This is a genomic window from Phreatobacter sp. (assembly GCF_027532945.1).
Lineage (GTDB): Bacteria > Pseudomonadota > Alphaproteobacteria > Rhizobiales > Phreatobacteraceae > Phreatobacter.
In genome coordinates, this window is sequence record NZ_JAPZTZ010000017.1 from 22933 (window position 1) to 37416 (window position 14484).

The following is a 14484-nucleotide window of genomic DNA, read 5'->3' on the forward strand; positions in this document are numbered from 1 at the left end:
CCTGGATTGAGCTCCTGCCGCTCCGGTCCCGCTGTCCGTCATGCCCAGCCCCATGGGCACTCCTTCCCCCGCATCCCTCTCCCGCGCCCCTCCGCTTGACTTCGCCGGCGAAGGGTCCAGATTGGGCCCCGTCCAAGGGGGGCCCCGACGAAGGGGCTGAGAGGCTGCACCGTTCCTTCACCGGAACCCCGCAAGCGACCCTTGAACCTGATCCGGGTCATGCCGGCGGAGGGATGGGACACCTTGGTTTCACGACACTCCCCGTCCGTCATCCGACTGGCCCGTCCGACTGTCGCCGGCGCGCTTTCGCGCGGCCGGCCAACATCATCTGCCTGAAGGGAGGCGCCCCATGAACGTCCCGGTCAAGGACATCAAGCCCGCGGTCACCACCGGTCCGCTGCCCGCCTCCCGCAAGGTGCATGCGATCCCTGAGAGCGCGCCGGACCTGCGCGTGCCGTTGCGCGAGATCATCCTGTCGGAGGGCTCGGGCGAGCCGCCGCTTCCCGTCTATGACACGTCCGGCCCCTATACCGATCCCAGCGTCGTCATCGACGTGGAGAAGGGCCTTGCCCGCAACCGCACCGCCTGGGCGCTGGAGCGCGGCGGGGTCGAGGCCTATGACGGCCGCGAGGTGAAGCCCGAGGACAATGGCCATGCCGGCCGGCACCTTGCCCGCGCCTTCCCCGTCTCCCACCAGCCGCTGCGCGGCGTCGGCGATGCGCCGGTGACGCAATACGAGTTCGCCCGCGCCGGCATCATCACCAAGGAGATGATCTACGTCGCCGAGCGCGAGAATCTCGGCCGGAAGGCGATGATCGAGGGCGCCGCCCAGACGATCGCCGACGGCGAGAGCTTCGGCGCGGAGATCCCGGCCTTCATCACCCCGGAATTCGTCCGCTCGGAGATCGCCCGCGGGCGGGCCATCATCCCCTGCAACATCAACCACCCGGAGCTGGAGCCGATGATCATCGGCCGCAACTTCCTGGTGAAGATCAACGCCAATATCGGCAATTCCGCCGTCTCCTCCTCCATCGAGGAAGAGGTCGACAAGCTCGTCTGGTCGATCCGCTGGGGCGCCGACACGGTCATGGACCTGTCGACGGGCCGCAACATCCACAACACCCGCGAATGGATCATCCGCAACTCGCCGGTGCCGATCGGCACGGTGCCGATCTACCAGGCGCTGGAGAAGGTCGGCGGCGATCCGGTGAAGCTCACCTGGGAGCTCTATCGCGACACGCTGATCGAGCAGGCCGAGCAGGGCGTCGACTATTTCACCATCCATGCCGGCGTGCGCCTCGCCTATGTGCCGCTCACGGCCAAGCGCGTCACCGGCATCGTCAGCCGCGGCGGCTCGATCATGGCCAAATGGTGCCTCGCCCATCACCGCGAGAGCTTTCTCTACGAGCATTTCGACGAGATCTGCGACATCATGCGGCGCTACGACGTGTCGTTCTCGCTGGGCGACGGGTTGCGGCCCGGCTCCATCGCCGACGCCAATGACGCGGCGCAGTTCGCCGAACTCGAGACGCTGGGCGAGCTCACCCAGATCGCCTGGAAGAAGGGCTGCCAGGTGATGATCGAGGGGCCCGGCCACGTGCCGATCCACAAGATCAAGATCAACATGGACAAGCAGCTGCGCGAATGCGGCGAGGCGCCCTTCTACACGCTCGGCCCGCTGACCACCGACATCGCGCCGGGCTATGACCACATCACCTCCGGCATCGGCGCGGCGATGATCGGCTGGTTCGGCTGCGCGATGCTCTGCTACGTCACGCCGAAGGAGCATCTCGGCCTGCCGAACCGCGACGACGTGAAGACCGGCGTCATCACCTACAAGATCGCCGCCCATGCGGCCGATCTCGGCAAGGGCCACCCGGCCGCGCAGCTGCGCGACGACGCCCTGTCGCGGGCGCGCTTCGAGTTCCGCTGGGAGGACCAGTTCAATCTCGGCCTCGATCCGGACACGGCGCGCGAGTTCCACGACGAGACCCTGCCGAAGGAGGCCCACAAGGTCGCGCATTTCTGCTCGATGTGCGGGCCGAAATTCTGCTCGATGAAGATCACGCAGGACGTGCGCGACTATGCGGCGACGCTGAATGATCCGGAGCGGCGGGCAGTGGCCGGCGCCGACGGGATCACGGCCGAGGAGGGCATGGCGCAGATGAGCGAGAAGTTCCGTGCCATGGGCGGCAAGGTCTATGTCGAGACCACGCAAGCGGTGAAGGCCAGCAACAGCAAGCTGTGAGCGAGACGGGGGCGCGGCGAAGGTCGCGCCCCTTCCTCATCCTGAGGTGCGAGCGAAGCGAGCCTCGAAGGACGCACTCCCGACCTGCATCACAGTCAGTGCCGGCTCTGCACCAGATCACCCCTTGGGGTGAAGTCAGTTCAGTTGGCCCAAGTACCGCCTTATCAAACCCTCGTTCGCCGTGAGCCATCGAAGGCGGGCGTGCCAAGCCTGCTCGCCGTAGAACACGGTCTGCCAATTGCCGTTGTCGTAGGCGCGGGCGCGGTCGAGGAATTCCCCGAACATGGGATAGCCTTCGACGAGAAAGTTGCGTTCCGCGACGGCCCGCGCCCTTGAAGCGATCGCATCGGCCTCGCAGTGGTCGCAGCAGCGCCGAAGCTCCGGGATGGTTCCCGCGTGATCAGGTGCTCCGGTCAGGGCATAGGCCCTTTCGGCGATGTCCAGCATGACCCGCCAGTGGGCGACACAGTTCCACAGAAACTGCCCCCAGCCGCCATTGCTGACATTGTATTCCAGAGAATCCATCACGCAGAGCATCCGGATTTCGAAGGGCTCCGCCGCGAGAGCGTGATAATCGGCCTCGCCCCAACGGGGACCGTCCGGATCTCTTTCGTCCAGCTGCACCATGAGGGCACGCCAGAGGGTCAGGCCTTTCTCCACCGCCTCATCCATCGCCCGCTCGCTTGCTGCGCGTTATGTTCTTATTTTGTTCTTATACCCCAGGTTGCGTCAAGAGTATTGGGTTTAATCCTGATCTGGCTGGTGGTCAGGTCCCGGGCGCCCGTGCTTTCCTGCGCGTCCCCTCATCCACCGAGCCCGCCCATGCCCCTCTCCCGCCGCGTCGTCCTCGCCGCCCGTCCCGACGGCATCCCGCAGGCCCAGCATTTCCGGGTCGAGGCCTATGAGCCGCCGGCGCCGAAGGCCGGCGAGGTCGTCGTGCGCAACCAGTTCCTCTCGGTCGAGCCGGCCATGCGCGGCTGGGTCTCGGCGGTGGCGAACTATGCCGAGCCCGTCGGCATCGGCGAGGTCATGCGCTCCTTCGCCTCCGGCGAGGTGATCGCCTCGGAACATCCGGGCTACCGGCCCGGCGACAGGGTGACCGGCATGTTCGGCTGGCAGGAGGTGGCGGTGGTGCCGGCCTCGGCCATCAGCCGCAAGGTGACCGAGACGGACCTGCCGCTCTCCACCTCGCTCGGCGTGCTCGGGCTCAACGGCGTCACCGCCTATTTCGGCCTCCTCGATGTCGGACAGCCGAAGCCCGGCGACACCGTGGTGGTGTCGACCGCCGCCGGCTCGGTCGGCTCGGCGGTCGGCCAGATCGCCAAGCTCATGGGCTGCCGCACGGTCGGCATTGCTGGCGGCGCGGACAAGGTCGCCCAGTGCCGCGAGGAGTTCGGCTATGACGCGGCCATCGACTACAAGGCGACGAACGACCTCGCCGCGGCGGTGGCCGAGGCCTGCCTGCGCGGCGTCGACGTCTATTTCGACAACACCTCCGGCGCGGTGTCCGACGCGGTTCTCAGGACCCTCGCTATGGGGGCGCGTGTGGTGATCTGCGGCACGGCCTCCGTGTCCTCCTGGGATCCCTGGCCGACGGGGCCGCGGCCCGAGCGGCACCTCCTCGTCAAGCGCGCGCGGATGCAGGGCGTGCTCGCCTTCGACTATGCCCACCGCTTCCCCGAGGCGCTGTCGCGGCTGGCGGGCTGGGTGCGCAGCGGCGAGCTGCGCTACGCCGAGGACATCCTGGAGGGGATCGAGGCGGCGCCCGACGCGATCGCCTCGCTCTATCGCGGCGAGAACCGCGGCAAGCGCCTCATCCGCCTCCACGCCTGATCCATGGCTCCGGGCCTGCAACCGCGGATGGCGCATCCTGCCGGCGAGCCATCGCTCCCGGCCCGCATCGGCGCGCTGGCGCTCGCCCATCCCGTCGCCACCGCCCTTCTGGTCTTTGCCGCGTCGCGGGTCGTGGTCTGGCTCGGCGTGATCTTCGCCGATGTCGTCATTGCCCCCCGCACCGGGCCGGGCCTGTGGAACGTCGGCGAATACTGGTTTCACCGGCTGCTGCGCTGGGATGCCGGCTGGTACATGAGGATCGTAAACCAGGGCTACCGGGTCGGCGCGACGCCGCAGGCCGAGGGCTCCATCGTCTTCTTCCCGCTGCTGCCCCTGCTGGCGCGCGGACTGTCGGGACTGACGGGGCTGCGCGGCTTCGACGCGCTGCTGGTGGTGGCGAACCTCGCCTCTGTCGCGTCCATCGGCCTGCTGGCGGCCCTGGTGCGGCCGGTCTTCGGACCGAAGGTCGCGATCCTCTCGGCGGCGATCCTCGCCTTCACGCCCACCTCGGTGTTCCTGTCCTCCGCCTATACCGAGCCGGTGACGCTGGCTCTCGTGCTGGCCATGTTCCTCGCGCTGCAGCGCGGCTGGCTCTGGGCGGCGGCTCTGGCTGCGGGCCTTGCCTCCGCCGCCCGCCTGACGGCGGTGGCCGCAACGGCTGCGCTGGTCGCGCAGGTCGTCCTTGCGGGTGCCGGGTCCGCCCCGCGGCGGCTCCTCCTTGGCGCGGCGCTCGGCCTTGTCGGCATCAGCGGGCTCCTCGCCTTCATGGCCTGGCAGGCGTCCGTCTTCGGCGATCCGCTGGCCTTCATGCGTGGGCAGGAGGCCTGGTCCGGCCGGATCGATGCCGGCGAGCGACTGTGGCGGATGGTGACACTGTGGCCCCTCCGCTCGCTCAATCCAGGCGCCGCCTGTTTCCTCGCCTATACCGTGGTGCTCGCCATAGGCGCCCGGAAACTGCCCTGGAGCTGGACCCTCTATGGCGCCCTGACCCTCGCCATCCCCTATGCCACGGTCGGAACCGGCGTGGCAGGGCTGGGCTCCATGCCACGCTTTGTGCTCACGGTCTTCCCCGCCGCAGTGGCGGCGGCGCTGCTGCTGGAGCATCGCCCGCGCTTGACCCTCGCCGTGCTCGCGGCGGGGGCCATCGGGCTCTTCATCGCCACCGCCCGGTTCAGTGGCTGGCACTGGGCCGGCTGACGATCAGACCGCCGGGGCTTCGGCCAGCAGGGCCTGGAGGTCGAGGCGCTTCGTCACCATGGCGAGCGTGCCGTCGGCATTGCGTGGCCATTCCGCCTCGGGCCGGTCGCGATAGAGCTCGACACCGTTGCCGTCGGGATCGGAGAGGTAGAGCGCTTCGCTCACCCCGTGGTCGCTGGCCCCATCAAGGCGGATGCCAGCCTCGATCAGGCGGCGCAGCGCGTCGGCCAGCGCCGTGCGGTCGGGATAGAGGATCGCCGTGTGGAAGAGGCCGGTGGTGCCCGGCGCGGGCGGGCGGCCGCCACGGCTCTCCCAGGTGTTGAGGCCGATATGGTGGTGATAGCCGCCGGCCGAGAGGAACACCGCCTGGTCGCCATAGCGCTGGGTGACCTCGAAGCCGAGGACGTCGCGGTAGAAGGCGAGCGAGCGGTCGAGATCGGCGACCTTCAGGTGGACATGGCCGATCCGGGTGCCGGCGGCGACGGGGCGCGGCGGGCTCTCGGTGGGGACGAGCGGGACGGCGGTGGCGGTGGTCATGGTCATGCTCCTCGGATCGTGGGCGGCATCGCGCCGCGTCGTCGAGAAACATGCGCTTGCCGCTCTCGTGGCGCGAGAGCGGCAAGCGGATTCTTGCAAACGTGCATGATCGCCTTGCGGATCAGCCGATGCGCGTCGCCAGGATCTTGTCGATGCGGCGGCCGTCGAGGTCGACGACCTCGAAACGCCAGACGCCCTTGTCGAAGCTCTCGCCCACCTGCGGCAGGCGCTGCATCTCGTGCAGCACGAATCCGGCCACGGTGTGGAAGTCCGCGTCACGGTCCATCACAATGCCGAACTGCGCGGCGAATTCGTCCGCCGCCATCCAGCCCGCCACCAGCAGCGAGCCGTCGGTGCGGGAGACGACCGCGGGTTCCTCGTCGGTTTCATCGGGCAGCGCGCCGACGATGGCTTCGAGCACGTCATTGGCGGTGATGAGGCCCTCGAAATGGCCGTACTCGTCGAAGACCAGCACCATATGGGCGTTGGAGCCGCGCAGCGCCCTCAGCACGTCGAGGGCGGGTGTCCGGTCGAGCACCACAGGAACGTCCTGGATGAGGCCGGCAATATCCGGCCGCGCCTTCGCCCCAAAGGCCTCGAGCAGGTCCTTGGCGAGGATGATGCCGATGATGGAATCGGAATTGCCGTCCTGGACCGGCAGGCGCGAGCGGCGCGTCGCCACGGCGCGCTGGCGGATGGTCTCCAGCGGCTCGGCGAGGTTGATGACCTCCACGTCGCGGCGGGGCGTCATCAGGGCGTTGGCGGTGCGGTCGGCGAGGCGCATGACGCCGGCGATCATCTCGCCCTCGTCGCGCTCTATGACGCCTGCGGTTTCCGCCTCGGCGATGATGGTCTTGACCTCTTCCTCGGTGACCTTCTCACCGCTCGCGCCGCGCTGGCCGAGCAGGGCGAGGACGAGCCGGCCGGAATGGTCGAGGAGCCAGACCAGGGGCGCGGCGACGCGCGAGAGCAGACGCATGGCGGGCGCCACCATGACGGCGACGCGCTCGGGGTCGCGCAGCGCGACCTGCTTGGGCACGAGTTCGCCGATGATGAGCGAGAGATAGGTGATGAGCACCACTACCAGGCCGAAGCCGAGCCATTCCGCAATGTTCTGCGACAGGCCGAGGTCCTGCAGCCCTGCGGCGGCGCGCACGCCTAGGGTCGCGCCGGAAAAGGCGCCGGACAGCACGCCGACGAGGGTGATGCCGATCTGCACGGTGGAGAGGAAGCGGCCGGGATGCTCGGCCAGGGCGAGGGCTGCCGTGGCACCGCGGCTGCCCTGTTCGCTCAGCACCTTGAGACGCGCGGGGCGGGAGGAGACCACCGCCAGCTCGGACATGGCCAGCACGCCGTTGACGACGGTCAGGACCAGGATGATCGCAATCTCGAGGTACAAAGATCTCTCGCGTGACGCGGATGCCGCACTCGATATCGGCCCGCTTCCGGCGCCCCTCATACAGGATGGAGGTGGCATCGCGCCATGACTTCGCGACGCACCCGGCCTGCCGCGCGTCACCGCCTCGCTTGACAGGACCCGGTGGCACGGGGACAAGGCGCGACTGATCCTGCCCTTCCGCGGAACCCGCCCCATGTCCCACGCCCAGCTCCAGTCCGTCATCGAGACCGCCTTCGAGAACCGCGCCGAGGTGACCGCCGCGACGAAGGGCGAGATCCGCGAGGCGGTGGACACCGCCCTCGACCTGCTCGATGCCGGCACGCTGCGCGTCGCCTCCAAGGAGACGGGCGAGTGGGTCGTCCACCAGTGGCTGAAGAAGGCGGTGTTGCTCTCCTTCCGCCTCAACGACATGACGACCATTGCAGGCGGGCCGGGTGGCTCGTCCTGGTGGGACAAGGTGCCCTCGAAGTTCGACGGCTGGGGCGCGCCCGAGTTCTCCCGCGCCGGCTTCCGCGCCGTGCCGAACTGCGTCGTTCGCCGCTCCGCCTTCATCGCCAGGAACGTCGTGCTGATGCCCTCCTTCGTGAATCTCGGCGCCTATGTCGACGAGGGCACCATGGTCGACACCTGGGCGACGGTTGGCTCCTGCGCGCAGATCGGCAAGAACGTTCACCTGTCCGGCGGCGTCGGAATCGGCGGCGTGCTGGAGCCGCTGCAGTCCAACCCCACCATCATCGAGGACAATTGCTTCATCGGCGCGCGCTCGGAGGTGGTCGAGGGCGTCGTGGTCGGCCAAGGTTCGGTGATCTCGATGGGTGTCTATCTTTCCGCCTCGACCAAGATCGTCGACCGCCAGACCGGCGAGATCCATGTCGGCCGCGTGCCGCCCTATTCGGTCGTCGTCTCCGGCAACCTGCCGGGCAAGGTGCTTCCGGGCGAGAACTGGGGCCCGTCGACCTATTGCGCGGTCATCGTCAAGACGGTGGACGAGAAGACGCGCTCCAAGACCGGCATCAACGAATTGCTGCGCGACTGAGGCGGCCCGGTCCGTGGCGCGCCTCGACTGGACGAGCCGGCGGATCTGGGTGGACCCTGCCGCCTGGTCCTACCTCCTGCTGTCCTTCGAGGGGCGCATCCCGCGGCTGCCATTCTGGGTCGCCGCTGTGGCGCTCAACATCGCGGCCTTCCTCGCCGACCGGCTCGCGATGGCTCTCGGCGGCAATCCTGCCGCTGCGGTCGTCGGGCTCGCCTTCCTTTATCCCTCGCTGGCGCTCGCCATCAAACGCGCCTACGATCGCGGCCATTCCGACCTATACCTGCTCTTCCTCTTCCTGCCGGCCTTTCTCGTGACGGTGCTGCAGGTGCTCGGCTATCTCGATTCCTCCGGTCCCGTCGGCCCGATCCTGTCGATCCTCGGGCTCTGGGTGCTCATCGCGCTCATTGTCCTGGTGATCGATCTCGGGCTGCTGCGCGGCCAGGAGGGCCCGAACGCCCATGGGCCCGACCCCCTCGGCTGATCTGTGCGGAGGGGGGCCGATCGGCGACATGGGGTGGAAACCTTCGGCGTTGACCTTGCCGCCGTCACCAGCCACCTTCGGCACGGGTGGCGTTTCAGGCAGTGTCAGACCCGAGGCAGACCCATGGACCTCCAGTATCTTTTCCTCAACGGTGACGGGCGCATCGCCCGCCGCGACTTCTGGATCGGCATCGCCATCCTGATCGTCACCAACATCCTGCTCAGCATCGTCCTGGGCCTCATCGGGTCGATGATCGGCGGCATGTGGGGCGCCATCATCCTGGTTGGCATCGCCGGTCTCGTCATGGCCATCCCCGGCTATCTCCTCATGGTGAAGCGGTCCAACGACCGCGATTACCCGCAGACCTATGTCCAGGCCCTGACGGCGCTCAACATCGCCTTCCAGCTCCAGGCCATGGTGCTGCCGATGACCATGGGCGGGCAGAGCCTGCTCGCCAATCTCTTCTCCATCGCCATCGCGTTGGCGGGCCTCTGGGCGCTGGTCGATCTCGGCTTCTTCCAGGGCACCCGCGGTCCGAACCGCTACGGTCCCGATCCCCTGGAAGTTCCGCAGACATGACATCCGATCCGGTCGCGCTGACGCGCGCCCTCATCCAGTGCCCCTCCGTCACACCGACGGAGGGCGGCGCCCTCGCCTTCCTCGAAACGGTCCTCAAGCCTGCCGGCTTCAGGGTCGAGCGCGTCACCTTCTCCGAGCCCGGCACGCCGGACGTGGAGAACCTCTATGCCCGCATCGGCACCGAGGGCCCGCATCTGGTCTTCGCCGGCCATACCGACGTGGTGCCGCCTGGCGATGCCGGCCAGTGGCGGCACGGACCCTTTGCCGGCGAGGTCGTCGACGGCCAGCTCTATGGCCGCGGCGCGGTCGACATGAAGGGCGGCATCGCCTGTTTCCTCGCCGCAGCGCTGGATCACGTGGCGTCGCATGGCGGGCGACCGAAGGGCTCCATCAGCTTCCTCATCACCGGCGACGAGGAGGGCCCCTCCGTCAATGGCACGGAGAAGCTCATCGCCTGGGCGCATCAGCGGGGCGAGCGCTTCGACCATTGCATCGTCGGCGAGCCGAGCAATCCCGAGGCCCTCGGTGACATGATCAAGATCGGCCGGCGCGGCTCGCTCTCGGCCATCGTCACGGTGGAGGGCCGCCAGGGCCATGTCGCCTATCCGCACCGTGCGGCGAACCCGATCCCCGTCCTGCTGGCGATCCTGAACAGGCTGACGGCGGAGCCGCTGGACGCCGGCAATGCGCATTTCCAGCCCTCCAATCTCGAGATCACCTCCATCGATGTCGGCAATGGCGCGACCAACGTCATCCCGCAGGTGGCGACCGCGCGGTTCAACATCCGCTTCAACGACGAGCACACGCTGGATGGCCTGAAGGCGCGGATCGGCCAGGTGGTGGCGGAAGCGGCCCGGCCGGGCATCACGCCCTCCGTCACCTATGCCCGCGGCAATTCGCAGAGCTTCATCACCAAGCCCGGGCCCTTCGTGGAGATGGTGGCCGAGACCATCGCTGCGGTGACGGGGCGCCGGCCGGAACTGTCGACCACCGGGGGCACGTCGGATGCGCGCTTCATCAAGGACTATTGCCCAGTGATCGAGTTCGGCCTTGTCGGACAGACCATGCATGCTGTGGACGAGCGGGTGGCGGTTGCCGACCTCGTGGCGCTGACCGCGGTCTACCGGCGGATCATCGACCGCTATTTCGGCGACTAGGGCACCGGTTTCGGAAACGGGCACCCAAGCCGCAGGCTTGCCCGCCTAGCCCCAGATCAGGTTCGCCGCCAGCAGCGCGGCGATGATCCAGAGCGCCACGGTCGAGGACCGGTTGCGGCGGGCCTCGGCCTCGCCGATGCCCTTCAGCGAGTCCGGCGCCAGCACGAAGCCCTCCCGCGTCAGCTCGTCGATGCGCTCCGACAGCATGGCGGCGCGGCTGAGCAGGGCCGGGGCCTCGGCGATGACGCGGCCAACCTCGCGGACGCCGGCACCGGCCTCCTCGATGCGCCCGACGGGCCCGAGGTTGCGGGTGATCCACTCGCGCACGACAGGCTCGGAGCTCGTCCAGATGTCGAGGCGGGGATCGAGCGAGCGGGCGACGCCCTCGACCACCACCATGGTCTTCTGCAAGAGGATCAGCTCGGTGCGGGTCTTCATGTCGAAGATCGCCGTCACCTCGAAGAGCAGCGACAGGAGCTTCGCCATGGAGATCTGGTCGGCGGTGCGGGAATGGATGGGCTCGCCGATGGCGCGGATGGCCTGGGCGAACTCGTCGATGGAATGGTGCGCCGGTACATAGCCGGCTTCAAAATGCACCTCGGCGACGCGGCGATATTGCTTGGTGATGAAGCCGAGCAGGATCTCGGCGAGGAAGCGCCGCTCCTTCGGGCCGATGCGGCCCATGATGCCGAAGTCGACGGCGACGAGATTGCCGTCACGGTCGGCGAATAGATTCCCCTGATGCATGTCGGCATGGAAGAAGCCGTCACGCAGGGCATGGCGCAGGAAGCTCTGGATGACGATCTGGCCGAGCGCTCGCGCATCGATGCCGGCGGCGTCGAGGCCGGCGCGGTCGCCGAGCTTCAGGCCGTCGATCCATTCGGTGGTGAGCACGGAGCGCCCGGTGCGGTTCCAGTCGACCGAGGGCACGCGGAAGCCGGGATCGTCCTTCGTCCGCTCTGCCATCTCGGAGGCGGCGGCCGCCTCGAGCCTCAGATCCAGCTCGATGGCCATGGAGCGGGCGAGGGTGTCGACGATACCGAGGGGCTTGAGGCGGCGGCTTGCCGGCACGAGGCGCTCGGCGAGGTGCGCGGCGAAATAATAGTCGGCGAGATCGGCGCGGAAGCGGTCCGCCACCTGCGGCCGCAGGATCTTCACCGCGACGTCGCGTTCGATGTCGCCGTCGCGCACCCGCGCCTTGTGCACCTGGGCGATGGAGGCGGCGGCGATCGGCGGGCCGAAGGCGATGAAGGCGGAGGCAACCGGCTCGCCCAGCGTTTCGGCGACGATGGCCTCGGCGGTCGCCTGGTCGAAGGGCGGCACCTTGTCCTGGAGGCTTTCGAGGTCCCGCGCGATGAGCGGGCCGACCACGTCCGGCCGGGTCGACAGGAACTGGCCGAGCTTCACATAGGTCGGCCCGAGGCGGGTGAGGGCGGCGGTGAGACGGTCGGAACGGGTGCCGGCGCGGCGGCGCTCGACAAGGCGGGCGAGCCTGAGGCCGAGACGCGCCGGCGGCGGCAGGGCCGCCGGATCGACAAGCGCGAAGACGCCCTCGCGGGCGAAGACGAAGCCGGCCCGCCCGAGGCGGATGGCGTGGAGGAGACCTGCGATCACGGCGTCAGATCTTCCAGCCGCCGGAGAGGCAGGCAATGCCGCCGGTCATCGGCGTCACCTCGACGCGCGAGAAGCCGGCCTTGGCGATCATGCCGGCAAAGACGTCATTGCGCGGGAACTTGCGGATGGATTCGACGAGATACTGGTAGGGCTGGGCATCGCCGGTGACCATGCGGCCCATGGGCGGGATGACGGTGAAGGAATAGGCGTCGTAGACGCGGTCGAGGCCGGGGATGACATCGGGCGAGAATTCCAGCACCAGCAGCCGGCCGCCGGGACGCAGCACGCGATAGGCCTCGTCCAGCGCCTTCTGGATGCGCGGCACGTTCCGGATGCCGAAGGCGATGGTGTAGCCGTCGAAATGCGCGGAGGGGAACGGCAGGTCCTCGGCATTGCCCTGGACGAAGGTGACCCGGTCCGACAGGCCGCGCTTGTCGGCCCGGCCCTGCCCGACCTTCAGCATCTCGCCATTGATGTCGCAGACGGTGGCGCTGGCACGCTCGCCGGCGCCGACCACCTTGAAGGCGACATCGCCCGTGCCGCCTGCGACGTCGAGATGGCGGAAGGGCCGGGTCTTCGACAGGCCGAGCCGCGTCACCAGCACGTCCTTCCAGACGCGGTGGAGGCCGGCCGACATCAGGTCGTTCATCAGGTCATAGCGGGCCGCGACCTTGTGGAACACGTCGTCGACGAGGTCTTGCTTGGCGTCGAGGTCGACGCGGCGGAATCCGAAATCGGTCTGGGCGGCTGCTGACATGGCCAGGTCCTGTAAGGTTGGCCGGACCATAGCGGAATGGTCCTGCCGGCGCTATGTGGGGCAGGGCGCGGCTTCTGCCAGCGCTTCCGCTGCCCTTTTCGTGCCGAAAGGCCTGTTCTCATGCCTGAATTGCCCGAGGTCGAGACCGTCCGCCGCGGCCTCCAGCCGGTGATGGAGGGGGCGCGGATCGTTGCCGCCGAGGTGCGGCGGCCCGACCTGCGCTTTCCCTTTCCCGAGCGTTTCGCCGAGCGGCTCGCCGGGCGCACGGTGACCTCGCTGGGGCGGCGGTCGAAATATCTCCTCGCCGATCTCGACGGCGACGACGTGGTCATCATGCATCTGGGCATGTCCGGCTCGTTCCGCATCGCCCAGGCACCGACCGGCGGCGCGGTGGTCGGTGACTTCCACCATGAACGTTCGCGGGATGCCGCCCACGATCACGTCGTCCTGTCGCTCTCCTCGGGCGCCATCATCACCTACAACGATCCCCGCCGCTTCGGATTCATGCTGATGACGCCGCGGGCGAGCCTTGCCGACCATCCGCTCATGGCGAAGCTCGGCGTCGAGCCGACCGGCAACGACCTTTCGGCCGAGCACCTCGCGAGCGCCTTCCGCGGCAAGGCGGCGCCGCTCAAGGCGGCGCTCCTCGACCAGTCCATCATCGCCGGCCTGGGCAATATCTATGTCTGCGAGGCGCTGCACCGGTCGGGGCTGTCGCCGCAGCGGGCGGCGGGCACGCTGGTCACCAAGGGCGGCGATCCGACCGTCCGGCTGGAGCGGCTGGTGCCGGTGATCCGCGAGGTCATCGCCGAGGCCATCGCCGCCGGCGGCTCATCGCTGCGCGATCATGCCCAGCCCTCCGGCGAGCTCGGCTATTTCCAGCACAGCTTCCATGTCTACGATCGCGAAGGCGAGGCTTGCAGACGGTGCGGGGATGGGCACAGAGTGCGCCGCATCGTGCAATCTGGCCGCTCCACCTTCTACTGCGCGGCGTGCCAGCGCTGAGGATCAAAAAGAATGCTGAAGGTCTGGGGTCGGAACAATTCGTCCAACGTGCAGAAGGTGATGTGGGGCATCGCCGAGATGGGTGTGCCGCATGAGCGCATCGATGCGGGGCGCCAGTTCGGCGTCGTCAACGAGCCCACCTACCGCGCCAAGAACCCGAACGGCATGGTGCCGACCATCGAGGACGAGGGCGTCGTCCTGTGGGAATCGAACGCCATCCTGCGCCATCTCGCCCGCAAGCACGGAAAGCTGATGCCGGCGGCCCTCGCTGACCAGGCCCGCGTCGACATGTGGATGGACTGGCAGCAGACCGTGCTCGGCCAGGGTGTCGGTCCCGTCTTCATCGGCATGATCCGCACGCCGGCCGAACAGCGCGACATGGCGGCCATCGAGAAGGCCAAGCAGGCGGCCATCGCCGCCGTCGGCATCCTCGACGCCGAGCTCGAGAAGCACATGTTCGTGGTCGGTAACACGTTCACGGTGGCCGACATCCCGATCGGCATCATGATGTTCCGTTACAAGACGCTCATCCCCGAGGCGCCGGCGCGGGCGAATGTCGACCGCTGGTACGCCGCGATGCAGGCGCGCCCCGCCTTCCGCCAGCACGTCACCGACATCCCGCTGACCTGACCCGATCTGCG

General features: G+C 68.4%; 14 protein-coding genes and 1 riboswitch. Of the genes, 9 read left to right on the forward strand and 5 right to left on the reverse strand.

Annotated features, from left to right (window positions below):
* The first annotated feature begins 125 nt into the window (after positions 1-125).
* Positions 126-252: riboswitch (TPP riboswitch) on the forward strand.
* Positions 253-349: 97 nt separating this feature from the next.
* Positions 350-2248: a phosphomethylpyrimidine synthase ThiC gene (gene thiC, locus O9344_RS13255; protein ID WP_298477949.1), complete on the forward strand. Its 1899-nt coding sequence runs from the start codon at positions 350-352 to the stop codon at positions 2246-2248.
* A 135-nt stretch (positions 2249-2383) separates the two neighbouring features.
* Here thiC and O9344_RS13260 read toward each other — a convergent pair whose 3' ends face one another.
* Positions 2384-2920, reverse strand: coding sequence for a hypothetical protein (locus O9344_RS13260; RefSeq protein ID WP_298477952.1), 537 nt, complete (start codon positions 2918-2920; stop codon positions 2384-2386).
* A 150-nt stretch (positions 2921-3070) separates the two neighbouring features.
* On the opposite strand from O9344_RS13260, the gene O9344_RS13265 reads away from it, so the two are divergent.
* Positions 3071-4081, forward strand: a complete 1011-nt coding sequence (locus O9344_RS13265) for an NADP-dependent oxidoreductase (RefSeq protein ID WP_298477955.1) — start codon at positions 3071-3073, stop codon at positions 4079-4081.
* Positions 4082-4108: 27 nt separating this feature from the next.
* Positions 4109-5278, forward strand: a complete 1170-nt coding sequence (locus tag O9344_RS13270; RefSeq protein ID WP_298477958.1) for a mannosyltransferase family protein — start codon at positions 4109-4111, stop codon at positions 5276-5278.
* A 3-nt stretch (positions 5279-5281) separates the two neighbouring features.
* On the opposite strand, the gene O9344_RS13275 is transcribed toward O9344_RS13270, so the two are convergent.
* On the reverse strand, positions 5282-5815 hold the full coding sequence (locus O9344_RS13275; protein WP_298477961.1) for a VOC family protein: 534 nt from the start codon (positions 5813-5815) through the stop codon (positions 5282-5284).
* Positions 5816-5936: 121 nt separating this feature from the next.
* Positions 5937-7214 (reverse strand): hemolysin family protein, encoded by a 1278-nt coding sequence (locus tag O9344_RS13280; protein WP_298477963.1) that lies wholly within the window; start codon positions 7212-7214, stop codon positions 5937-5939.
* A 193-nt stretch (positions 7215-7407) separates the two neighbouring features.
* Here O9344_RS13280 and dapD point away from each other — a divergent pair, with 193 nt between their 5' ends.
* The 4 genes from dapD to dapE all read left to right on the forward strand — a co-directional run bounded on the left by dapD (position 7408) and on the right by dapE (position 10467).
* Positions 7408-8250, forward strand: a complete 843-nt coding sequence (gene dapD / locus O9344_RS13285) for a 2,3,4,5-tetrahydropyridine-2,6-dicarboxylate N-succinyltransferase (RefSeq protein ID WP_298477966.1) — start codon at positions 7408-7410, stop codon at positions 8248-8250.
* A 13-nt stretch (positions 8251-8263) separates the two neighbouring features.
* Positions 8264-8731, forward strand: coding sequence for a DUF805 domain-containing protein (locus tag O9344_RS13290; protein WP_298477969.1), 468 nt, complete (start codon positions 8264-8266; stop codon positions 8729-8731).
* A 123-nt stretch (positions 8732-8854) separates the two neighbouring features.
* On the forward strand, positions 8855-9310 hold the full coding sequence (locus O9344_RS13295) for a DUF805 domain-containing protein (RefSeq protein WP_298477972.1): 456 nt from the start codon (positions 8855-8857) through the stop codon (positions 9308-9310).
* On the forward strand, positions 9307-10467 hold the full coding sequence (dapE, locus tag O9344_RS13300; RefSeq protein WP_298477975.1) for a succinyl-diaminopimelate desuccinylase: 1161 nt from the start codon (positions 9307-9309) through the stop codon (positions 10465-10467). Before O9344_RS13295 ends, dapE begins: the two co-directional genes overlap by 4 nt.
* 45 nt (positions 10468-10512) lie before the next feature.
* On the opposite strand, the gene ubiB is transcribed toward dapE, so the two are convergent.
* Together ubiB and ubiE are read right to left on the reverse strand one after the other, a co-directional pair.
* On the reverse strand, positions 10513-12081 hold the full coding sequence (gene ubiB / locus O9344_RS13305) for a 2-polyprenylphenol 6-hydroxylase (protein WP_298477978.1): 1569 nt from the start codon (positions 12079-12081) through the stop codon (positions 10513-10515).
* 4 nt (positions 12082-12085) lie between these two features.
* Entirely contained in the window at positions 12086-12838 is a 753-nt protein-coding gene (gene ubiE / locus O9344_RS13310) for a bifunctional demethylmenaquinone methyltransferase/2-methoxy-6-polyprenyl-1,4-benzoquinol methylase UbiE (RefSeq protein ID WP_298477981.1), read from the reverse strand.
* 120 nt (positions 12839-12958) lie between these two features.
* Here ubiE and mutM point away from each other — a divergent pair, with 120 nt between their 5' ends.
* Both mutM and O9344_RS13320 read left to right on the forward strand, forming a co-directional pair.
* Complete coding sequence (gene mutM / locus O9344_RS13315; protein ID WP_298477984.1) at positions 12959-13843, forward strand: bifunctional DNA-formamidopyrimidine glycosylase/DNA-(apurinic or apyrimidinic site) lyase; 885 nt, start codon at positions 12959-12961, stop codon at positions 13841-13843.
* Between the two features lie 12 nt (positions 13844-13855).
* A complete protein-coding gene (locus tag O9344_RS13320; protein WP_298477987.1) occupies positions 13856-14473 on the forward strand; it encodes a glutathione S-transferase family protein in 618 nt (205 codons plus the stop codon).
* The last annotated feature ends 11 nt before the right edge of the window (positions 14474-14484 follow it).

Bases quoted from the DNA above. Each gene is read 5' to 3' on its own strand.
- thiC (WP_298477949.1), top strand. From the start codon at position 350: ATGAACGTCCCGGTCAAGGACATCAAGCCCGCGGTCACCACCGGTCCG.
- O9344_RS13260 (WP_298477952.1), bottom strand. From the start codon at position 2,920: ATGGATGAGGCGGTGGAGAAAGGCCTGACCCTCTGGCGTGCCCTCATG.
- O9344_RS13265 (WP_298477955.1), top strand. From the start codon at position 3,071: ATGCCCCTCTCCCGCCGCGTCGTCCTCGCCGCCCGTCCCGACGGCATC.
- O9344_RS13270 (WP_298477958.1), top strand. From the start codon at position 4,109: ATGGCGCATCCTGCCGGCGAGCCATCGCTCCCGGCCCGCATCGGCGCG.
- O9344_RS13275 (WP_298477961.1), bottom strand. From the start codon at position 5,815: ATGACCACCGCCACCGCCGTCCCGCTCGTCCCCACCGAGAGCCCGCCG.
- dapD (WP_298477966.1), top strand. From the start codon at position 7,408: ATGTCCCACGCCCAGCTCCAGTCCGTCATCGAGACCGCCTTCGAGAAC.
- O9344_RS13295 (WP_298477972.1), top strand. From the start codon at position 8,855: ATGGACCTCCAGTATCTTTTCCTCAACGGTGACGGGCGCATCGCCCGC.
- dapE (WP_298477975.1), top strand. From the start codon at position 9,307: ATGACATCCGATCCGGTCGCGCTGACGCGCGCCCTCATCCAGTGCCCC.
- ubiE (WP_298477981.1), bottom strand. From the start codon at position 12,838: ATGTCAGCAGCCGCCCAGACCGATTTCGGATTCCGCCGCGTCGACCTC.
- mutM (WP_298477984.1), top strand. From the start codon at position 12,959: ATGCCTGAATTGCCCGAGGTCGAGACCGTCCGCCGCGGCCTCCAGCCG.
- O9344_RS13320 (WP_298477987.1), top strand. From the start codon at position 13,856: ATGCTGAAGGTCTGGGGTCGGAACAATTCGTCCAACGTGCAGAAGGTG.